The sequence below is a fragment of the Pseudoalteromonas sp. BZK2 genome (assembly GCF_014349195.1).
Lineage (GTDB): Bacteria > Pseudomonadota > Gammaproteobacteria > Enterobacterales > Alteromonadaceae > Pseudoalteromonas > Pseudoalteromonas simplex.
On record NZ_JACSOG010000005.1, the window covers coordinates 1 to 21,111 of the forward strand.

Consider the following 21,111-nt stretch of genomic DNA (forward strand, 5'->3'; position numbering starts at 1 on the left):
TTTTGACATGTATGGATTCCTTATTGGTAAAAGTAATTGTCCAATCTCTTTATACCGTACTCACCCTATTTGGGGGAGGAGTCCATACATCTCCTACAATACCTCCTACAAGGTTGTTATTGCAGAGAAGAACGCTCGACCTGAACAACCCCACAAATCGACTGACACCTAGCCCCTAGAGCCTAGCTCCTTTCCCCTCGTACCTCGCATCTCGCTAACTTTTCTCTCAACACACCTCCACTTTCTCTACCTCAACCGGCTCCGCCAACGCATTTTCATAAAATGCGAACACCGCTTGGGTATAAGGCTGAGCATAATGCTCATCAAGGGCGGCTTGTGAGTCAAACTGCTCAACTAAAAACAAACAACGCTGCTCTTTGCTCACAAACAATTCAAAACGATTACAACCAGGCTCTGCACGAGTGGCCGCTAATATGCCCTGTAAACGCCCTTTACAGTCATCAAATAATGCTGCCTTTGGGGTAATTTTTGCCACGATATTAATCATACTGACTCCTTACTATATAACTTTAAAACCAATGCCCTAATTGGCGGGGCAACCGTAAAAGCCACCACAAACGCAGCAGGCCATGCATTGGCAAACGCCTTCATCCAACTTAGAAAAAATGTATCGCTCAACCCTAAGTTGACATAAGTGACCCACGCCGAAAGTAAAAACGACATTAAGAACGAAAATGCCGCAGTAAAAGTAAAATGAATTTTCATATGTCCTCCTTGGCGTTACTATATTTGCACAGGCCAAGTGGCAACAGTCACGAAAATGCAAACTAAGATTGAGGGAGTCGTATGCTGGATGATCTGCATTTATTTATTGAAATAGCGCGCCGTAAAAGCATGAGCCAAACAGCAAAAGATTTAGGACTGAATCTATCAACCCTATCAAGGCGCATTCAGGCATTAGAAGAAAAACTCGCCGAGCCATTACTGCAACGTACAGCCCGAGGCATTGTGTTAACCACCAAAGGCGAATCTCTTTATAATGAGTTGGGCGAGCAAGTGCTTGCTCTTAACAGCCAGCTTGAGCAATTAAATGAGTCATCCACCGCAAAAGAGTTTTACCTATTGTGCCCACAAAACATCATTGCGGGCCCACTGATGGGGGCAGTTAATCAGTTTGCGATGGAAAACCCTGCGCTAAACCTCCACATTTACCCAAGTAATGCCAACAGCCAACTAAGCCAAAAACGTTTTGACTTAGCCATTCGCATCGGCGATCAACAAGACTCAAGCTACTTTCAAAAGCGCCTAGGCATGATCGCAATAATGCTGATTAAAAAGAAAGATGCCCCAACATCAAGGCTGATATTGCCCTATTCAGAATCACAACTCCCCAGCGGTTTGCTTAACAAATTAAAAACCGAGTATGAACATACAAGCTTTTGCTTTGATATTACAATCGCCAGAAGAATGGTTGAAGCAGGCTATGGCATTGGCTTACTGCCGATGAGCGAAATTTGCTGTATAGACGAAACCAGCAACTTTAGTTATATCGACTCCCCCCACGATATTCCCGCAAGGCCAATTTACGCCCTCTGGCCACATTCACGCACGCCATCAACAAATGCCCAGTTGTTGATAGAACAACTCCAAACCAGTATTGCAAACTCACCGAGTTTACAAGGAGAGGTGTTGAAACTGTAGTTGCGAGGCATCGTAGGTCGGGCTTTAGCCCGTCAAATAACTCAATAATAAGGTTTATAAATAAACTTGTAGCAGCGATTTCATATCGCGTTTCAAAACCCTACCACCCTGTCGTCACATATTAAGACCTACATCGTAGGTCGGGCTTTAGCCCGTCAAATAACTCAATCTTTAAACCAACGATAAAGACCAAACACAAACAACATGGCCGCAATGCCAGCCAAGGCTAATTGCCAAATTTTAAGGTCATTCAACTTTGTCACTTGCGGACCAACACTCTCATTTGAAGGAGTTGAAACTTGTTTAACAGGTGCTTCGATTACCGGATTCTTTATCACGGCTTGGCTTGTAGTTTTATTTGCATTAATTTCTGTAATGGTTGGCTTTACTGTAATAACAATATCTTTATGGCTTGCTTTTGAATTACCGCTCCAAGCCGATTCAAATAGCGCCTTTTGCTCAGCTTTATTTTCGCTACACCACACAAAATCAGCTTGCTGAATTTTCTTCGCTCTACAACGTTTTGGTAATTGATAAAATTGCCCCCAAGCTTGGCGCTTTTTATCGTCATTATATGAATTTGAATACACAGTAGAATTATGTACTTTGGTGTTTAAAAGTGCGGTAGGGTTAGAGCGATATGTATAATTAACGCCATTACCAGAACTTCTTTTTGGGTGTTTACAGTGTCTCGCCAGCAGCGTAAAAAGCTCATCTAAACGTTGATTCCACCGTTCACCTTGCTTAGCCGTGTAGCTACGATTCATTCTTTTACGAATGCCCTCGCGCTCAGCTTCAATACTATCGCAGCGACTTTTTGAATATTGCTCATCAGCAACCGTGTTGAAACTCGCAAGCAAAGTAGCGAGAAATAAAATCCATTTATTCATAACATTACATCTGTGTAATTTGGTAGGCCACATTGTACCAAATTTAGGGCGAGGAAAAAGTAACCTTTTAACTATTTATTTAGTTATGTCGCGTTGGCGACGGCAACCAAAGAAAAGTAAACGCCGACTTCTCTTTGGAATCTCTCGGCGCCCCGAGGTTCACACTGTCCCCTCAATTTGAATAAATTAAATGAACGTAAACAGCGTAGATAGGCCATCCATGGCCAAGCTACGCTTTTTACAGCATCCATGCTGTTAATTACTCATAATTAATTCAATTTCGGGTGCGAACACGGGGAAAATCAACATCCTCTTAAGGCTAAATTTGTCGATGTACAAAGAGTTAGGTATATTAATTTTAACTTAGCTGAGAAATTAAAATGACAGAGCAAAATCCAAAAGGTGTTTGGCTTAGCAGCAAAGAAGCGATGAAGCATCTTAAAATAAGCGCTTGTGAATTAATGCACCGCCGTGAGCGAGGTTTGCTTAAGTTTGAAAAACGCGGTCGCGCTTATTTTTATTATTTTGAATAAATAACCACTATGGACTTTCCAGAATACAAGCAATTAATTAAAAGCCTAAAGCATGGGAAGTCTTTACCTACCGCTATTTATCTACATAAATCTTGTATCGCAGAATGCTTGCCCGAAGCGCTATCAGCATTAATAAACACAACAATAAAAACGTTAGAGGTAGATGCTGATTGGAATCTAATAAAGTTCTATAAACGTGATTTTAAATTTACCCTGCTCGAGTACCCAAGTTTTGATCAATGTTCATACCCAGAGCTTCTAAAAAGCCACACAATAGATATTTACGAAAACACTGTAAAAACGACAGATTACAGTGGCTCTGCCAACCCACCAATATTACATCGTAAAGAAACGTTCGTTTTACCTAACTACCCTAATTACAAGCTCTTTGAAGAATTAACGAAAGAAGGTGAGCAAATAGGCCTTTATCAAAACACCAAAAGTATTGGCTTCAAAAAGCAATGGCAAAACTTAATAAAACGCAAAGGCTACAAGTTAGATGAAAATGGCAGACTTCATCAAGTAGCCAAAATAGTTGAATCAAAAAACCCCGAACAACCACAACAAATACAGCGACACCTAACAGCTATAAACAGAGACAGATTATCAGCACCATTCCAAAAGCTTGCAAAGTATGGCTACTTAAATGGTGACTATTCAATACTCGATTACGGTTGTGGGTTAGGTGACGATGCGACTGAGCTTGAAGCTCATGGACTAAACATTAATGCCTGGGATCCTGTTCATCGCCCTAATGCAGCTAAAACACCATGCGATATTGTTAATCTTGGCTTTGTACTTAATGTTATTGAAGATCAAACAGAGCGCCGAGACACGCTAAAAGCCGCATACCAATATACAAATAAGTTGTTACTTGTTTCTGTCATGCTGGCTAACGAAGCCAAGCAAGAGCATTTTAAGCCATATAAAGATGGTGTGGTAACTAGCCGTAATACGTTTCAAAAATACTTTAGCCAAGCGCAAATACGCTGCTATATAGAGCAAGTTCTAAAAGTAAAAACAACTCCATTTGGGCAAGGTATCATTGCTGTATTTAAATCTGCAGAACTTGAAGAAGCACACCATCTTGAACTGCAATTTAAAAATTATAACTGGCAGCACATTACACAACGCCCAACACCTAAAGTTGTAAATAAAGCTGAGCAAAAATCGTTATTTGAAAAGCATCAAGACTTATTAGCTGACTTTTGGCAATACTGCTTACACTTAGGCAGAATGCCTGCAAATGATGAATTTGAACAAAGCCCAGCAATTAGGCAAATATTTAGCAGCCATAATAAGGCGTTTAAGTTTTTACAAGGCTACTACGACCAAGCCGAATTTAACCAAGCAAAAACCAAAAGGCATGACGATTTACTCGTTTATTTTGCCCTTAGTCTGTTTGGAAAACGTAAAGCTAAAAGCCATATGCCAGCAAAGCTTACCCGAGATATAAAAATACACTTCGAAAGCTATAATCATGCACTCGAAGAAGCTAAGTCATTGTTATTTTCAATTTCTGAGCCTGCCAATATTGGTAATGCATGTTATCAAGCATATGAAAATATAAAACTTGGCGAACTGCACGACAATCACTCTTATATTTTGCCTACCCGCTTTTTAAACCAACTCCCTGCTATTTTACGTGTTTACATTGGCTCTGCAGCGCAACTTTATGGCGACATAGACGAAATAGATTTAGTAAAAATACATATGCGGTCAGGCAAAGTGACCTTTTTAAAATACGATGACTTTAGTAAAAAGCTGCCACTGCTTATTGAGCGAGTAAAAGTAAAATTACTCGAACAAGATATAGACTACTTTTTTTATGGTGATGATTACCCAAATCAACCCTTGTACAACAAGATTGATTATTTAGAAAAAGGCAGTAGTGAATACAAAAGCCAGCAAAACTTCGATAAAAAACTAGCAGCCATGCTCAAAGGAGTCGAAAAATCAGAGTGGCCAAACTGGCCAATACTGCAAAAGGTGTTTGAGTATTGGAAGATAGAATTAAAAGGAGATCGCTTTATAAAACTAAAACATTAAAATCCTATCAAAGTTTATTTAATTTGCTAAAATAACCTTTTTGAAAGCAAGTTTTATGTAGAAATATTACGTAAGGTACGTAATAATATTACGTAAACCTGCATAATGGACTTGCACCAATGAGTAATTTAGATTCAAACTATTGTTACAGCTTCCCTGCTGTAAGAGGCCAGCAAGCTGGCAAACCTTTTTACATTGCTACCTGCCCGCTTCGACTTATCCCGAAAATATTCGTTTATGATGAAGAAGAAGTCCCTGTCGAATTAAGAGCGCAGCGTACTTTAAATAAAAACCGTATTCCTGAAATGGCGCGTTACTTGGTTGACTCTCCAAATGATTATGTTTTTTCAGCAATCACTGCATCTGTTGGCTCAGAAGTTGACTTTATTAGCACGGGTGATGGTATTAACTTAGGAACTTTAAAAGTACCTATGGATGCCCAAATACTTATAAACGATGGCCAACATAGACGTGCCGCCATTGAAGAAGCAATTAAAGAAAGACCAGAGCTTTGCCAAGACAACATCGCTGTACTTTTCTTTGTTGACGAAGGCCTACAACGCAGTCAGCAAATGTTTGCCGATTTAAATAAGTATGCCGTAAGGCCAAGTGCATCCCTGGCGACCTTGTACGATCACAGAGATCAAGCCGCAGAGCTGGCTCGTTACCTTGCTTTAGAATGTGAACCATTTCTGGGCTTTACAGAGTTTGAACGCTCTGCAATTGCAGCAAAAAGCAGCAAGCTTTTTACCTTGAGCGGTATTAAACAAGCTAATAAAGCCTTGTTTGGTAAAGGCCTTAAAGAGGGATACACCGATGAAGAGAGAAAAGTAGCGGTCTCATTTTGGCGCAATCTAAACCAATATATGCCTGAGTGGCAGCAAGTAAGAGACAAACAGCTTTCAGCCACAGAGTTTCGACAAGAGTACATTAGTGCTCATGGTATAGGGCTTCAAGCTCTGGCAATAGTAGGCAACGAACTACTAAAACTCAGTGAGCCTGAGCAGAGTAAATGTTACACTCAGCTACATAAAATTGATTGGCGAAAAGCAAACCCAGCTTGGAAAAACCGTGCAATGAACCATGGTCGACTCTCTAAAGCCGTTTCAAATATATTTTTAACAGCCATAGAAATAAAAAAACAAATTGGCTTAAAGCCCTCTGTTGAAGAGCTAGCTAAAGAAAAAGAATTGTTAAATACATGACATTATTAAATCAGTACGATCTAGACGACTATATCGAGTTTATAGAAAACGAGTCATTTGCAGGTGGAAAGCTTCATGAATTTGTAGCTAATACGCAGCGAGTGTATATGGCCGACAAACGCCCTTGGGTTATAGGCTACAGCGGTGGTAAAGATTCATCAGCAGTGATGACACTCGTTTATTTTGCGTTATTAGGATTAAAGCCCGAAGATCGCCACAAGCCTGTATTTGTTGTTGCATCAGACACCCTAGTCGAAACGCCTATGGTTGTTGATCACGTCGATAAATCTCTAAAGCTTATTGAAGAAGGCGCAAGACGCGAAGGTTTACCAATTACTTCGCATAAGGTTGTGCCTAAATCTAACAATACTTTTTGGGCAAACTTACTAGGCAAGGGTTACCCAGCACCAACGCGTAACTTCCGCTGGTGTACTGAGCGAATGAAAATTGATCCGGTAAGTACATTTATAAAAGAGCGTGTTAGTGAATATGACGAAGTAATCGTTGTACTTGGCTCTCGCTCTCAAGAAAGTGCCTCTCGTGCCCAAGTTATTAAAAAGCACAAAATTGATGGCTCTGATCTTGCTGTACACACTACATTAAATAATGCATTTATTTACACTCCAATCGATACATGGAGCGTAGATGACGTATGGAAGATATTACGTCTTTGCCATTTAAAAACGGAAGAAACACCATACGGCACAAAAAATAAATGGCTAGATAAGTATGACCTTGAATGGGAAAACCCATGGGGTGGTAAAAACCTAGTTTTATGGAATCTATATAAAGACTCATCTGGCCAAGGTGAATGCCCTCTCGTTATTGATGAAACAACACCATCGTGCGGTAACTCGCGCTTTGGATGCTGGACTTGTACTGTTGTCACCAAAGACCGTGCAATGGAAAGCTTAATTCAAAATGGTGAGCAATGGATGCTACCACTGTTAAAGTATCGCAACATGCTTTCACGCAGTACTTCACCAAAGCTTAAAAAGAAATATCGCAACCATATACGCCGTGATGGTCGTCTTGCATTTAAAACATTAAAAGAAGACAAAGAGCGCGTACTTACCGACGATTACACAACGGGCCCTTACTTATTAAAATACCGTAAACATGCCATGCGTTTACTGCTTAATATTCAAAAGCAGTTTAATGAGCAAGGTAGAGATGTAGAGCTAATTACTGTCGATGAGTTGCACGCTGTACGTCACGAGTGGCTTAACGATCCTAACGAGCCTGATTGGGACGATTCATTACCTGCTATTGTATTTGATATTTTAGGTATTAAGTTAGACTGGACGATTGATGACTCAAACCAATTTAGCTTTACCGAAAGCCAGTTATTACATGACATTGCACCTAAATATGGCGTGTCACCGCAAATGGTTAAAAAGTTAATTGATGTTGAAAAACAAATGAGTGGGCTTGCTCGCCGTACCGGTATATTTAATCGAATTGGTCGCCTAATTCAGCAAGACTGGGAAAGCGCAGAGACTATTATTGCCTCTAATTTAGATATCAGACAAAAGCAAATGCGCCAAAGTAATGAAGTAAAAACGCTTGAAGACGAGTTAAAGCAAATAAACGCAATGTTAAAAGCTGAGGGCATAGAATGATTTTTAAAACACTCACGCTTAATAACTTTCGAGTTTTTAATGGCGAAACCAATATCGACTTAACACCTCGCAAAGAAGGTGTTTTTGAACGCCCTATTATATTATTTGGTGGTTTAAACGGTGCAGGTAAAACATCAATTCTAACTGCAATTCGTTTAGCCTTACTTGGTAAACGTGCACTTGGCGCAGTGATCACTAAAAAAGACTACCTTGCTTATCTAAATGAACAGACAAATAACACAGCTTTAAAAAGTGATGAAAGCGCACAAGCACGAGTTTCATTAAGCTTTACACACACTCATCAGGGCGAACACAAGCTTTATGAAGTCACACGCCAATGGCAAGCTGAGCATGATGAAACATTAACACTTACGATTAATGGAGTGCTAGACACTTCTCTTAATAGCGAACAGGTGCAAGCTTTTTTACATGAATTAGTGCCGCCGGGTATTGGGGATTTATTCTTTTTTGATGGTGAAAAAATTGCAGAGCTTGCCGAAGACGACACAGGCTCATACTTAAAAGAAGCAGTACAAAAGCTGCTTGGTATCGACATAATTAATCGCCTTGATTCTGACTTAGGTATTTACCTTAAAGGTTTGGGTGCAGAAGCAGCAGACAAAGAAACCATTAAAAAGATTAATACTGCCGAGGCCGAAAAAAAGGCGATATCAGTACAGGTTAATGAAGCCCAACAAAATGCTGACCATATAGGAATTAAGCTTACTGAGCTTAAAACTAAAATAGCCTCTAAAGAGCAAAGCATTCAAGCACGTGGCGGCGCTTGGGCAAAAACCAAAGATCAAGAAGAAGCCAAAGTATCAGAGCTTATTGAACTTGAAAAAGAGCTTACAGCTAAAATTCGCCAAGAATTAAGTGGCTCATTACCAATGGCTTTAGCACCAACGGCAATGCAAAGCTTAATTGAGCAGCTAACAAAAGATCAAAAAATCAAACAAGCAAAAGCATTTGGCAATGAGCTGACCCAAGCTTTACCTGACTTAGAAGCTAAATTAGCAACGCAATTTAGCACTCAAAGTAACGATATTATGGCAACGGTAAACAGCTATTTTGGCCAATTAGTTGCGCAAAGTAGTATGGAATCGCCAGAGCTAGATATTTCTGATTCTGAGTTTGCGCTTATTCAAGCACAAGTTACTGATGCTCAAAAATCACAGACATTACTAAAAGAGCTAACACAAGCCCTTGAAGCTGTTCAAAACAAGCTAAGTACCTTATCAATAAATATTGAACGTGCACCAGATGCAGAAGAGCTTAAAGACCTTTACGAATCGTTACGAGCTCTTGAAAAACAGCGCGATGCAATTAGCAAAGAGTACATTAGCGAATTACTTAAAGCGAAAGAACTCAAAACGAAAGAGCTCGAGTTAGCAAAACGTTTAGAAAAGTTCTACGCAAAACTTAAAAATAAACACTCATCAGACAAAGCTGTAGAGCGAGTAGAGCAAAGCCAAAACGTACTCCACGAATTTAAAGAAGCGCTAACTTCACAGCGTGTTAGCCAGCTTGAAGAGCTGTTTGTAAAGGCATATCGCAAACTTGCTCGTAAAGAAGATTTAAAGCTATCAGCTAAAATTGACCCTAACAGTTTTGATGTAAACCTTGTTGATGCTGAAGGCTCAGTGATTAACCGCAAATCAATGTCTGCTGGTGAAAAACAAATTTTTGCTTTTGCTATTTTAGAGGCGCTAGGTAAGCTTTCTGGGAAAGTACTACCTGTGGTGGTAGACACACCTCTTGGCCGCTTAGACTCTAAACACCGCGATAAGCTCATTAAACACTACTTCCCTGAAGCCAGCGAGCAAGTAATTTTACTATCAACAGACACCGAGGTAGATGAAAGCTTTTACCAAGCTATTGAGCATAAAGTGTCTCACGCGTTCGAAATTGAATTTAATCAGCAAACAAGTAGCTCCACTCTTCGAGAGGGTTACTTTTGGGCTGAGCTTGCACAGGAGGCAGTATAATGCTCCCACAAACAATGTGGCTAAATAAAGCCGTTGAAGAGCAACTACAAACACTAAAAGGCAAAACGGGGGTTACACCAAACGTTGCTGCCCGTATTGCTTTTTTTCGCTCGGTTGAAAAGGGCTTTGTATTTGATAGAAACGCTGATTATAAGCTCTCTGGCAGCCTTAAGCTTGATAAACATACTTGGCTGGGTAAAACCCAAATGGTCACTGAACTAATGCTAAAACAGCGCTACCCAGAGTATTCTGATAAAGAGCTACATATAGCTTGGGCAGCGCATGTTGAGGATGGGGTATCTGCTATTAGAAACCAAAAAAGCATTTCTAATTTTTTGGGCTGTCTTTAGTTACATAGGTGCGCTATTTTAAGGCTCGTTCAAGAGCCTTAAAAAATTTGTTAACAGCTTTAATTAAAAACTAAATATTACTTTAGCAGCACTCAATAAATCTTCTGTTCTATTTGAGAGACTTTCTCGATTCCAAACAGGATAATTTTCAAAAGCTTTATTTAATAACACCTTACTATCATTGACCAAAAACTTATATTTCTCTTCATAAGATATATTCCCAAGAGATGAGTTCAACTGGGGGTCTAGTAAAGTGATATTACCTATTTTATTTAAATCCTGTTCCATTTCAATATTTGCAGTTTTAGCATTTTGCGGGTAAATGTGTTCAAGGGTTATTGAGGAGAACTCATATACTGCAGAATAATCAATATTTTTCTCTCTACCGGTAGCCCCTTCTTTCATTCCATTTTGAAACCACCTCCAGCTGTCTTCAATACCAAGTAAAAGGTACCTTAAACTTCTATTGTCTCCCTTTTTAGGGTCAATATATTCTAGATCTTTCAATCGAGAAATAAACTGCTCATCACTTGCATCTTTTATAAGTAATTCTCGTAAATCTTTTTTGAAGTTTTGTACTGTAAAACTGTCATCATTTAAATTCCTACAAGCTTTCAAATAACGAGTTGTAGCTAAATCAATTTTGTTTCTACAGATATGTTTGTATCTAAAAAAGAAAATTTCTAATACTCTAACGACTTCATAAAATTGTGATTCTTTAAGTTGAGTTGCAGCTGCTAACAAGGGTATAGGGTGCGTGTGCTTTAGATTTTTGACTAAAACATTAATACGGTTGCGTTGCCATGCTGTTAATGTACTTTCACTATAAGGCCACTCTCCATTAGTAATCTTATGAATCTTATTAAGCTCTTTATAAATAAGGTTCATTTTTTCAAAAACCTTTTCCGGCTTCACATTTGTATGACCAATAACTTTTTCCATGAATTGATCATAAAAAGCTGAACTTTTGACTTTATCCCCAGTTAGGCCTGAATAATAATAACCTAAGAGCTTTTCCAACTGAGAGCCATATTCTTTATCTAAATCATCCCAAATTCTTTCCACATGATTAAAGATATGTTCAGAGTTTTTATCGTCGGCCATCCCAAGGGTTTTAGCTCTCAGTAGGTCTGTATGATTTAAACTTTCGCCTCTATCATTTATAACTTGAAACAATTTGTAAGCGTCAGCAACTTTACTTGTAATCATATGTATTACATTACAGCTTTCGTTGATCACTTTTTCAAGGGCATCAAGCTGGTCTAGCTGTTTATCAATTGTTGACTCAGATGTTAAGCTCTCTAAAAAGTTGTCTAATTCAATCTCAGCACTCTTTAATCTAATATGTGAATCTCTCTCAGGCTCCATGGGTGTACCTGAGATAAGACTGAAGAAAAATTCATCATCACGTCTAGATAGCTCAAGCCTTCTCACATACTCCGTCTTTTTATTTACAGATTTTTTATAGTTTATGTAGCGTTCTGTTAACTCTGTAATCTTTTCTGTTATATATTCAGAAAACTCATTTGGTTTTTCATTTAAATTATAATATTTTTTTATTAAACAACTTGCTAGCAACATAAATGTTGTAAGCCTTTGTTGACCGTCAACTAACTGATTTACTCTTTCGTGACCACCTATACATTCTTCTTGAGCACAAACTAACGATCCAAAAAAGTGTTCTGAACTACTTTTATCATTTATTATGTTTTTTATATCATCAATAAAGTCATCTAATTGATTGTTTTTCCATGCATAGCCTCGTTGGTATTTAGGTACTCTAAAAACATTAGCGTCTCTAAATAACGCACCAATTGATTTATAATCAGGTTCTACCTTCAATGTAATTTCCTTCTATTTATTGTAAAGACATGAAATAGCACATAAGGGAGCAACAGCATCAAGCAACCCCCTTTTATAAGTTGCCTCAACTAGGGTGCGCACATTATCACCAAACCTTTCCGTTACTCGATTAACACCACGCTTATGTAGTTCTTTTCCTAATGGACCTAATTGTTTATAAGTGGTCATATAGTCAATTACTTCTTGCTTGTGAGCAGGTGTCGTGTCATACCACTCGCGTAACGTAACAACCTCGGCATCACGTTTAGCTCTTTCAACCATTTGAATATATGCAACAACTTCAGGCGACTTGCGGCTCAATTCTTTTTTCTCTATGACTACTGAATCATTCATCTTTAAGTAACTCCCAAAACGCCTTATCTTTAATACGTTTAATTTGTTTTTCACCATCGATATAAAGGCTGGTATGTTTTTCAAGCTCACGGATGTTTTTCATCAGGATTTCTTGCTCTGACTTATCATCTTTGTTGAATATACCTTTAATATCTTGGGTTTTTATTTGCGCTACGCGATGCACTATCCAGCTTAAAATGTAAGCAGAATAGTCGTTTTCGCCGGTTTTGAAATGCGTAATATCTTGGGTTGATAAGATGACACCGACACCGTATTCGCGGCCTTCTTTTAGTATTTTGCGGAGGCTTGGAAAGTTTTGCGACATAAAGTTGTCTGCTTCATCCACCAGCACAAGTTTAGTCACTTGCCTAAAGTCACCTTGTACTTCGGGCTTTCCTTGTTTTTGCATTTGTGAATAAAACAAATCAAGCGTAAGTGCTACCACTAAGTTTTGCACTTCGCTTGGATAACCCGCCAGCTCTACAACCGTAATGCCATCTACTAGGTCGTAAAGCGACATACACTTGGAAGTATCATCTTCAAATACTTCAAGCTCACAAACACTTTCTAGTGCAGCATAAAGCGAATCTTCAGCGGGCTCGCTATCTAAAAATAGCGCCCAAAGGTCTGCCATTGTTGGTGCAGCTTTGTGCCATGTTGATTTGTCAGATTTATGAATCCCCGCAAGATCGTAAGCTTCACCAATTATGCGGCGCAACTTTAATTGTTGCCTTTGGCCCAAGTTAAATGCTTTACCCATCGTCTCTGAGAAGCCACGAGCAGTATGCACTGGCAACATTGGTGTATCGCCAAACAAACTAAGAGGGTTGTACGGGAGCTTATGCAAATTAAACTTCTTGCCATTCGTAGCATTTAAAAATTTATCGTCCACATAATCTGACTTGTAATCAAAAATCAAAATGCCAATTGGTTGACCCTCTACATTTTGATGTTGATTTCGATAAAGCTGAGTTACTACAGATTTAGTACATTGGGTTTTACCTGTTCCCATTGTGCCTATAATACCTGAGTTGGTATTCATAAACTTGGCGGTATTTGTGGGCTCCCAATAAACAGGCTCGTTACTCGGTATAACGTGACCTACCAATACTTTTAATGACTCTTTATCTTTTCGCTCAGCCACTACAATCGGCCCATCAGCTTCAGCAACTTTAGGATATACAACTGGAGTTTCAGTATTGACTACAGGTGCATCACCACTCGTTTCGGGGTTGTCACTTGCAGACTTAATACTAATGCTCTCATCAGCTTGAGTAATGCCATTCAATATATATTGTTCAGGTATATAGCAAAGCTCACTGCTTTGAATGTTGCTTAGCAAGCTTTGCAATGGTGTGCTGATAAAGCGATTTAAATTTGCGCTCGGTATTTTTATTTGCAGAATGTCGTCTTGTAGGTCGAATTCTTCTTTCGCAAATGAGGCATTTTCAAAAAATGCCATCATGAAACCTTGCGGGTAATCAGCTAAATCAGCAACCTTGTAGTCACCTTGTAACCACCATTCTCGTTGTGATTTAAGAGCATCAAAGTAATCTGGTTGATAAACTTTATATAATTCAAACTTATCAACTTGCATTAAAATTTGTCTTACGAATAGGCCGCGATATAAATGCCCTGCTAAGTCGTCACGGCCAAATAGGTTTTCAACTAAATAGCGCTTTAACTCTTTAGCTTGTTTAACACCTTTTTCATGAGTACGTTGCTGGCCAATTTTTACTTCAAGCGGTTGCAAATGCATGTTTTGATCTTTGAAACCAACGAACAATACATCGTCTGAAATAGCGCCGCTTTTAAAACCTTGAGCAAAGCGCGAAAACTCACTTTCACTCATTTTTAAACCAACATTACCTGCTACGCGTAACATTTCGGCCACGCTCATTGGTACCCAGGTAATATCGCTTTGGTGTAATAGGCAGTTAATGTACTTATAAGCACCAATGATACTTTTTTTCTCTTTTCGCTCGTTATCATTGCAAGTGATCATTTTAAGCAACCACTCACCATTAAAGGCATTAAACTCATCAATTAAGCCTTTAACACCTTGCGAAAGTACTTGGTCGTATAAATCGCGGCGCTTTGTTACGGTGATTGCATCGTAATTAGCTGAATTCGAAAAGTTATCTGAATAATGTATTAGTACGGCATCTTTTTGCGATTTAAAAAAGTCGAGCGTTACTTTTGGATCAATAATTACTGTCCAAACAGAGCTCTCATAAACATCTTCTAGTAACTCGGTAAGCTTGCCTGCCACTTTTAATGCTAAGCCATTATTGGTTTCATACTTTTGCCCGCACCAAGCTGCTTTGGCTAGATTATTAAATTGACTACTTAATTTGAGGCTTGGGTTATTATCTAACGCTAAATTCTGCAAACCGTATGTTGTAAGGTAAGTGTTTTGCTCGTTATAGGCGGTTTCACCTGCTAATAAACCATGGCATGCAACCCCCGACTTTTCGGTTAACACATCAACAGGCGTTGGCTCAACACTTGTGTCGTTACGAACAAAACTAATGTGCGCATAAGCAAAGTCAAGTTCACTTTCTAGTTTGAACTTGCTGTAAGTTATACGGTTTTTAAGCATATCTGCTATAGCATCAGCTTTGTCTTTTTCACCGCTCAGCTCTGCAAGTTGCTTTAACTCATCGTAACTTGGCGCATCGGCAAACTCATCAAAGAAAGTACGCTGTAGTGATTTATCGTATAAATTTACATGGATCCGATTTGCATCGTCTGGTGTTTGTTTTTTTAGATAATCAACTAACCCTAGAAACAATGCTTTGTTATCGGCATTATTAATTGAGTTGATATGCAGAGTTTCTTTTTTGCCTTTACTAAATAGCACATCAAATGCTTTAGCAAACTCGCTTGCTTTTTGTCTTACCAGTGGGCGTACATAACCTAAACTAACGTCTTTATTTGCAACTAGATTACACCACATGCGATTGTCAGGCAGAGCTTGGTTGTATGCAAAACCATCTTTTGCGTGCCAAACAAAAGGTAATAGTCCTTCCGCATTTAAGCGTTTTAATGTGGCTTTTGGTAATGTATTAAAGCTTTTGTCGTTTTCATCACTCGCTTTAGTTACTAATTGAGTAAAATAAGCTAAGCATAGTGGGTGATATGGCGTTATAAACTCTTGCTCTTCAAACTCTGCGATACCAATATTTACTAGCATGCTAGACTCAGGCGAGAGTAATGCTTTGGTTTCTATTTTTTCTATTTCGCTTAAATAGCACTCAACCACATTTTGCGCCAAGCTTGTAAACTGTTGCCCCCAAGAGCATGTACTTATTAGCGCTTTACGTGCATCTAGATAATCATATAGTTCGCTGTAAGCGTTATATAGTGATGGGTGAGTATTTTCGATATCGCTTAGCATTAATTGAGGTCGCTGCCCCACTCTAGTTGCTAGAGCCCTATTATCTTGTAGTTCTGCTTCCCATTTTAATAGCGTTTTACGCAAACCTTTAGGTGTTAGGTCTTTACCATCTAGTACCACTTTCTCTTTTGCACGATTATAAAGACCGTTAAAATCATCGTTGTATAGTCGGTTAAATAAATTGGTATCTAAAACTAATGGCAATGATAGGCTGTCTGATGACACTGCGCCATCGACCTCAAAATTCAAAATACTCTCGCCACTTTGGACGGCAAAGGTAAGTGTATCGGTTTCATTTGCGAACTCAGCAAAGTCAACTACTTGAGTTTGTTGAACCAAAAACGTTTGATTAGACTGAGTTACCTTAGCAGTACTACCCTGCTCTGAAACTTTAAGCATTCCCGCATTAGTTTGCAGTGTAATGAGTTGTTTTCGAGGTACAAGTAAAAAGCTATCAGCTAAGTCCTCAAGGAAAAATGCCCCTTTTGGTAACACTAGGATCCGGTATTTAAATCTCTCTTGCGGCTTTTCTCGTTTAAAGTCAACGCTAAAGTGAAGAGGCTGCCCTGAGAAAGAGCCTATAACTTCGACGACACTATGCTTTGCTGAGCGGTTATTTACATCTAGTGTAATTGACTCTTTTGTGTGTTGCAGTTTTAATTCATTTTTTAAAATCTTGCCGCCAGTAAAGTAAGACTCTAATTTAAACTCAGACTCACCCTCTGGTATTTCAATAATTAGATGCCTTTCTTTTTTATTTTCACGAGCAATAAAAGTAAGGTTTTGCGCAATTTCTTTTTCAAATGAAAGTAGGTTTTCTTTGTTATCTCTACGCTCTTTTAAAATTGCGCCAAAATCTAGATCCTGCCAGTTTTTATTATCACCAAAGTGCTCTGATACAAACTTTTCACCAAGGTCTAGATCACCCAGTTTCTCTACTAGCTCTTGTGGGTATTTTTCAACGATTTCACTAATATTTTCAAATAGCTGATGATTTTGTGATAATCGCTTATCTATTTGTGCCGTATCATCCCAACCAATTATTGTGTTGTCGTTAAATAGACCTAGCTCACGAAATTGAATAACGCCATCTTCAAGTGCTTCAAAGAGCTCGCTGAAGCCGAACATGGTTGCGCCATCTTCAATTATTAGTTTAAAGCGATGTTCAAGAAGGCATTGAGAAATTTGATCCGTACCGCTAATTGATGTGATCAATTCACTCAATGAATGCTTTATTGTAGAAGGGTGCCAAACCTCGCCAACATTACCTAAGTCTCTTGCAGAGTTAATTAATGTATCTAAGTACGAGTTGTGTACTACAAGTAAAATGCAATCACCCAACTCTCCATCTTGGCTGGATATTAAATCGCGTAGGTGCGAAATATAGTTTTCACTTAGGCCATTTTCAGATTCACTGTGTACAACTGGGATGAGTTTTTTATCAGCTAGAGATAGAGCTTTAAATTGCTGGTTTATATCTGCAGTTACTATTTCTACAGCCGTGTCTGCCTTTCTTAATAAAGCTTCATATAAGTTTTGGCTATTTGAGCTATCCGGAGAGCGAAATTGAAAACGACTTTCGCCTTCAAAGCCCTTAGCTGCCCACTTACAAAAGTGCTCGACTAAAAAGTCTTCATATAGTTTTTTTGACATATACTGCATCCCCGCTGTCACTCATTCGCTCAACATTACCCATGCGCTCAAATAGGTCTATTAAACATTCTTCACTACTTTTATCAAAAAATACGCCACGGTTTTGAAACTCAACTAGCAGCTCATGAAGTCTTAGCTTTTCTCTTGAGCCAATTGAGATATTGGTAAGTAATAAAAGGTAGTCCTGATTTAAAACAAGGTATGAACCAGCCCGTCCACGACTTTGTTCAAAAGGCTTGATTAAGGTTTCACGCGTTGCTTTTACAAAGTTACTAAAGGCTGTTTCACGTGTAGCCCCTTTCTTAAATTGCTCTGTAAATAACTTTATTAGGCTTGTTATGGCTTGATCTATATTTTCTGCCGGTAGTAGCTCACTAGTTAACTTACGGTCTTCATGAAAATCAGCCGCATAGTTGTTAAGCGCATCAATATCATTACTTGTTAATTCACCAACAAGTTCCCACAGCGGCACAATTGTTGATTTAGCGTCTTGCAAGCTCTCATTTAAAGCAAGATAAGGAAATAAAGCATAACTAGATTCAACAACTTGTTTGTGCCCATGAAGTTGCAGCTTTGTACGCTCTTTACTTGCTTTTTCGCTATCAAGAATGAAATAACATGGCTTTACTTCTGGTTGGCTCGACCAACCTCGTACATTGAGTGCAAGTTGTGCTGTGTATAAAAAGCCATACAGCTTTAAAAACGACTTAATATTCTGTAAAAAATGCTCAGGGTAACCTACTAAAAACGATAAGTCTTTTTGAAAAAACTCACTAAGTTCAGGTAAGTATGGCTTGTTAAATTTCTTTAGTTTTTGACTTTTTTTAGTAACCAGAGGCGAATCAAATACAGTTTTGATTTCTCTTTCTAAAAAGTTTAAGTGTGACTCTGGCGGCTGAGTTAGTTGTAAATCACCCAACAGGCCAACTAAAAAAGCTGTTAAACGCTCATCACCCGCATTGCTACTTTCTGGGTTTAATACTTTCATAGCTTGCATTTCTGGCGAAATATTAAGCACCTGCTCGTTGTCGAAGTACATTTTCTCAATAACATGCCAAAAAGGCTCACCATCAAGTTTGTTTGTAATTTGAGTTTTACAAAGCAACTTAAAGTCATCTAGCGTATTAATCGTTTTCTCTAGCTCTATGTTATGTAATGACTTAATAAAAAAGCCAACAACGGTTTCCCATTCATACTTATTATTTGCACTGTTGGCTGAAACAGGAAAATAGCTAGCTGCACTGTTATTTTTAGGTTTTAATTGTTCAACTAATGGCATTGCTTATCCCTCACTTACCATTATTTCTTCGTCATCTAACTCTAAGAGGTACTTTTGCCCATCGCCGGTAATGACCAGCTCATTTGACGATTTAGCTTCTTGAATAATTTCACTGGCTAATTCATCTAATAGAATAACTGAGTTTTTGTCGTGCTTATTTGGGCGATAGCCATTATTAATATTCATTAACAACGCTAATAAGTTGATGTTTATTGGCAAGGTAAATTTTGTGTTTTTCAACTTGAGTCGCGCATTAAAAAAAGCACTACTCGTTGTTGTATTCAACTTAACTTCAGCTAAGTCCATTGATAAATCAGCAGGTGCAGCCACTTGGTACTCGCCAAAATCAGACAGTAAGAAGTACTTCTTACCTAGCTTAGGTGCGTTTCTATTTATGTAAGTTCTGATTGCTGCAATTAATATTTCGCGATAAAAAGCTTTTATTTCACTTTTTTGCTCTGGTGTATCTTTGAAATCTTTATGGAGCTGATAAATTTCAATGTATTTATCAATCAAAGTAGCACTGAAATCAGGTTTGAATTGTTTGTGAAAGTTGTTTGCAAAATCTTCATATTTAAGAATATAAAACAGTCTTAAATATTGCGCCCCTGTATTTAAACTACTGATTCCAAATGCTAGAAGAGCATCTTTAAATGCGTGGAATTCTTCATCTGGCAAGTTTAAGTCATAGGCAAGAATAAAACGGTCGATTTCTTTTGTTCTTAAGTTTGCAGGATCAAAATCTTCAATCTTATTTGCAAGCTCATTATCACCACCTGCAAATAAATTATCAAACAAGTAGCCGTCTGAAACTAAAAGTTCATGAATAAAATCGAGTAACGCCCGCGCTGTTAAGAATTGATCACGCATTAATCTCGCTTTAAATAGTAAATCAACAATTACTCGTTGTACTGATGGGATACTCAGAAGCTCAAAGTTTGTGATAATACGTTGTGAGCCAAAATCATTTAGTTGTTTTTCTTTTTCGACTAATTGCCTGATTATATTGTCATTTGGCTGGGTGATTCGATCTAGTAACTTTTGCGCAAATTCTGAATCGTAGCCATGCTCGTGGATTGCAAACTTAGGATAATCTTCAAAGTTAATAAAGATAATATCTTCTACTGTTGATTTACGTTCTGTTAAATAACGAGCTATAACAGCTTTAATGTTTTGATCTTTACCTTCCTCAGCATAATTCCCCATCATGCCAGCATTGATGCCTACAACAAGAGGTGTTGATCCTTGATTGAATTTTTCAAAGACTTTGTCGAGCGTTTCAATAGCTGTACCTTGAGGATCAAAGCTATGAGTTGCATCTAAGTGAAAGTTAATTCGTTGGCCGTATTGTTGTTTAGCTTTGGTTAATAATTCTGATTTACCATCACCACTGCTGCCACATAAAAAAAGAATTTTTTTATCATTTGCACCAAAGCTCGAAATAGCTTTATTTACTGCTATCTCAATTGGCATTTGGATGTACAGGTATGACTTGATTTCATCAAGTAGAGACTGTCGCTGAGCGTTTCTTTCTGTAGAAACAGCGTAAGGTGAAGACTTTGATAAAACGCTGAGTGCTTCTTTTAAGCGCATAAACTAAATCCTGTTACTGCGGCTTAAAATGAATAAACCGCTCCATGGTTATTTCTTGATACTAAATGACGAGCCGTTAAGCCAGCATTAAGTTTAGGAACAATCTAGCATGAATAACCATGAAAAATATAGGTTTTTTCGATGAATGAAATAATAACCCTAATTTATTGAAGAGGATTTTAGTGCAGAAATGCATTCTAAGGGGGTACAATCAATCTTCAAGTTTTGTTTTATCAGACTAAAGAACTATCAAAAACTTGAACAATTTTTAAAAATAACCACGTGTTATTGAGCTTTTAAGGATATCAAGCTCTATGCAAATACCTAATATTGAATTTCATCTCCCGATCAGGCGGTTACTGGAAGCAGTAGCCACTTCAAACGTGGAGATAAAATATGAAAAAATCGCGCTCATTAAGGTGTCATCATTACGCTAGATTAAAAAATAAAGTTGTAAACCACACTTACTTTGGTCACAGTAGAAATGATTGGCGTTGTGCACTTGAAAGCAAAATTGGTTTTTATGCTAACACTGCAAAGTGCATTTCTTCGGCACTTAGTTCAAACCCAAGAAACAATAAATGGAATTCAAAAAAGCATCAATTAACGCTGCAAGAGCGCAGAAGTGAACTTGATGCAAAAGAGTTTAGTTACTAAAGCTAAAAGGTCGGCAATTGCCGACCTTTTTGGT

General features: G+C 38.3%; 16 protein-coding genes. 8 read left to right on the plus strand and 8 right to left on the minus strand.

What is annotated here, in order from left to right; all coding sequences use genetic code 11:
• Positions 1-226 precede the first annotated feature (226 nt).
• Complete coding sequence (locus BIZ38_RS04215) at positions 227-508, minus strand: putative quinol monooxygenase (RefSeq protein WP_187489648.1); 282 nt, start codon at positions 506-508, stop codon at positions 227-229.
• Complete coding sequence (locus BIZ38_RS04220; protein ID WP_054563225.1) at positions 505-726, minus strand: DUF2798 domain-containing protein; 222 nt, start codon at positions 724-726, stop codon at positions 505-507. The genes BIZ38_RS04215 and BIZ38_RS04220 overlap by 4 nt, the downstream gene beginning before the upstream one ends.
• A gap of 81 nt (positions 727-807) precedes the next feature.
• On the opposite strand from BIZ38_RS04220, the gene BIZ38_RS04225 reads away from it, so the two are divergent.
• Positions 808-1,662: a LysR family transcriptional regulator gene (locus BIZ38_RS04225; protein ID WP_187489649.1), complete on the plus strand. Its 855-nt coding sequence runs from the start codon at positions 808-810 to the stop codon at positions 1,660-1,662.
• Positions 1,663-1,826: 164 nt separating this feature from the next.
• Here BIZ38_RS04225 and BIZ38_RS04230 read toward each other — a convergent pair whose 3' ends face one another.
• A complete protein-coding gene (locus tag BIZ38_RS04230; RefSeq protein WP_187489650.1) occupies positions 1,827-2,552 on the minus strand; it encodes a hypothetical protein in 726 nt (241 codons plus the stop codon).
• 380 nt (positions 2,553-2,932) lie between these two features.
• On the opposite strand from BIZ38_RS04230, the gene BIZ38_RS04235 reads away from it, so the two are divergent.
• The 6 genes from BIZ38_RS04235 to dndE all read left to right on the plus strand — a co-directional run bounded on the left by BIZ38_RS04235 (position 2,933) and on the right by dndE (position 10,299).
• Complete coding sequence (locus BIZ38_RS04235) at positions 2,933-3,085, plus strand: hypothetical protein (protein ID WP_171038270.1); 153 nt, start codon at positions 2,933-2,935, stop codon at positions 3,083-3,085.
• A 9-nt stretch (positions 3,086-3,094) separates the two neighbouring features.
• The gene (locus tag BIZ38_RS04240) at positions 3,095-5,134 is read left to right on the plus strand and encodes a DNA phosphorothioation-associated putative methyltransferase (protein WP_187489651.1); all 2,040 of its coding nucleotides are present in this window, start codon (positions 3,095-3,097) and stop codon (positions 5,132-5,134) included.
• A gap of 119 nt (positions 5,135-5,253) precedes the next feature.
• Entirely contained in the window at positions 5,254-6,339 is a 1,086-nt protein-coding gene (gene dndB / locus BIZ38_RS04245; protein ID WP_187489652.1) for a DNA sulfur modification protein DndB, read from the plus strand.
• Positions 6,336-7,961, plus strand: coding sequence for a DNA phosphorothioation system sulfurtransferase DndC (locus BIZ38_RS04250; protein WP_138624576.1), 1,626 nt, complete (start codon positions 6,336-6,338; stop codon positions 7,959-7,961). The genes dndB and BIZ38_RS04250 overlap by 4 nt, the downstream gene beginning before the upstream one ends.
• Positions 7,958-9,949, plus strand: a complete 1,992-nt coding sequence (gene dndD, locus BIZ38_RS04255; RefSeq protein WP_187489653.1) for a DNA sulfur modification protein DndD — start codon at positions 7,958-7,960, stop codon at positions 9,947-9,949. Before BIZ38_RS04250 ends, dndD begins: the two co-directional genes overlap by 4 nt.
• Positions 9,949-10,299, plus strand: a complete 351-nt coding sequence (gene dndE / locus BIZ38_RS04260) for a DNA sulfur modification protein DndE (protein ID WP_187489654.1) — start codon at positions 9,949-9,951, stop codon at positions 10,297-10,299. The genes dndD and dndE overlap by 1 nt, the downstream gene beginning before the upstream one ends.
• A 63-nt stretch (positions 10,300-10,362) precedes the next feature.
• Here the strand turns inward: dndE and BIZ38_RS04265 are convergent, their stop codons facing one another.
• The 5 genes from BIZ38_RS04265 to dptF are packed head-to-tail and all read right to left on the minus strand — an operon-like array spanning position 10,363 to position 20,420.
• Positions 10,363-12,141 carry a DUF262 domain-containing protein gene (locus BIZ38_RS04265; RefSeq protein ID WP_187489655.1) on the minus strand — a complete coding sequence of 593 codons (1,779 nt, stop codon included), beginning with the start codon at positions 12,139-12,141 and terminating at the stop codon, positions 10,363-10,365.
• A gap of 12 nt (positions 12,142-12,153) precedes the next feature.
• The gene (locus tag BIZ38_RS04270; RefSeq protein WP_200910022.1) at positions 12,154-12,495 is read right to left on the minus strand and encodes a hypothetical protein; all 342 of its coding nucleotides are present in this window, start codon (positions 12,493-12,495) and stop codon (positions 12,154-12,156) included.
• Positions 12,488-17,548 (minus strand): DNA phosphorothioation-dependent restriction protein DptH, encoded by a 5,061-nt coding sequence (gene dptH, locus BIZ38_RS04275; protein ID WP_187489656.1) that lies wholly within the window; start codon positions 17,546-17,548, stop codon positions 12,488-12,490. The genes BIZ38_RS04270 and dptH overlap by 8 nt, the downstream gene beginning before the upstream one ends.
• Positions 17,529-18,827: a DNA phosphorothioation-dependent restriction protein DptG gene (dptG, locus tag BIZ38_RS04280; protein ID WP_187489657.1), complete on the minus strand. Its 1,299-nt coding sequence runs from the start codon at positions 18,825-18,827 to the stop codon at positions 17,529-17,531. Before dptG ends, dptH begins: the two co-directional genes overlap by 20 nt.
• A 3-nt stretch (positions 18,828-18,830) precedes the next feature.
• Entirely contained in the window at positions 18,831-20,420 is a 1,590-nt protein-coding gene (dptF, locus tag BIZ38_RS04285) for a DNA phosphorothioation-dependent restriction protein DptF (protein ID WP_187489658.1), read from the minus strand.
• Positions 20,421-20,816: 396 nt separating this feature from the next.
• On the opposite strand from dptF, the gene BIZ38_RS04290 reads away from it, so the two are divergent.
• A complete protein-coding gene (locus BIZ38_RS04290; RefSeq protein WP_187489659.1) occupies positions 20,817-21,077 on the plus strand; it encodes a hypothetical protein in 261 nt (86 codons plus the stop codon).
• Positions 21,078-21,111: the final 34 nt, after the last annotated feature.

What these genes read in the sequence shown, in the direction of transcription:
- BIZ38_RS04215 (WP_187489648.1), bottom strand. Translation starts at nt 508, where the DNA reads ATGATTAATATCGTGGCAAAAATTACCCCAAAGGCAGCATTATTTGAT.
- BIZ38_RS04220 (WP_054563225.1), bottom strand. Translation starts at nt 726, where the DNA reads ATGAAAATTCATTTTACTTTTACTGCGGCATTTTCGTTCTTAATGTCG.
- BIZ38_RS04225 (WP_187489649.1), top strand. Translation starts at nt 808, where the DNA reads ATGCTGGATGATCTGCATTTATTTATTGAAATAGCGCGCCGTAAAAGC.
- BIZ38_RS04230 (WP_187489650.1), bottom strand. Translation starts at nt 2,552, where the DNA reads ATGAATAAATGGATTTTATTTCTCGCTACTTTGCTTGCGAGTTTCAAC.
- BIZ38_RS04235 (WP_171038270.1), top strand. Translation starts at nt 2,933, where the DNA reads ATGACAGAGCAAAATCCAAAAGGTGTTTGGCTTAGCAGCAAAGAAGCG.
- BIZ38_RS04240 (WP_187489651.1), top strand. Translation starts at nt 3,095, where the DNA reads ATGGACTTTCCAGAATACAAGCAATTAATTAAAAGCCTAAAGCATGGG.
- dndB (WP_187489652.1), top strand. Translation starts at nt 5,254, where the DNA reads ATGAGTAATTTAGATTCAAACTATTGTTACAGCTTCCCTGCTGTAAGA.
- BIZ38_RS04250 (WP_138624576.1), top strand. Translation starts at nt 6,336, where the DNA reads ATGACATTATTAAATCAGTACGATCTAGACGACTATATCGAGTTTATA.
- dndD (WP_187489653.1), top strand. Translation starts at nt 7,958, where the DNA reads ATGATTTTTAAAACACTCACGCTTAATAACTTTCGAGTTTTTAATGGC.
- dndE (WP_187489654.1), top strand. Translation starts at nt 9,949, where the DNA reads ATGCTCCCACAAACAATGTGGCTAAATAAAGCCGTTGAAGAGCAACTA.
- BIZ38_RS04270 (WP_200910022.1), bottom strand. Translation starts at nt 12,495, where the DNA reads ATGAATGATTCAGTAGTCATAGAGAAAAAAGAATTGAGCCGCAAGTCG.
- dptH (WP_187489656.1), bottom strand. Translation starts at nt 17,548, where the DNA reads ATGTCAAAAAAACTATATGAAGACTTTTTAGTCGAGCACTTTTGTAAG.
- dptG (WP_187489657.1), bottom strand. Translation starts at nt 18,827, where the DNA reads ATGCCATTAGTTGAACAATTAAAACCTAAAAATAACAGTGCAGCTAGC.
- dptF (WP_187489658.1), bottom strand. Translation starts at nt 20,420, where the DNA reads ATGCGCTTAAAAGAAGCACTCAGCGTTTTATCAAAGTCTTCACCTTAC.
- BIZ38_RS04290 (WP_187489659.1), top strand. Translation starts at nt 20,817, where the DNA reads ATGAAAAAATCGCGCTCATTAAGGTGTCATCATTACGCTAGATTAAAA.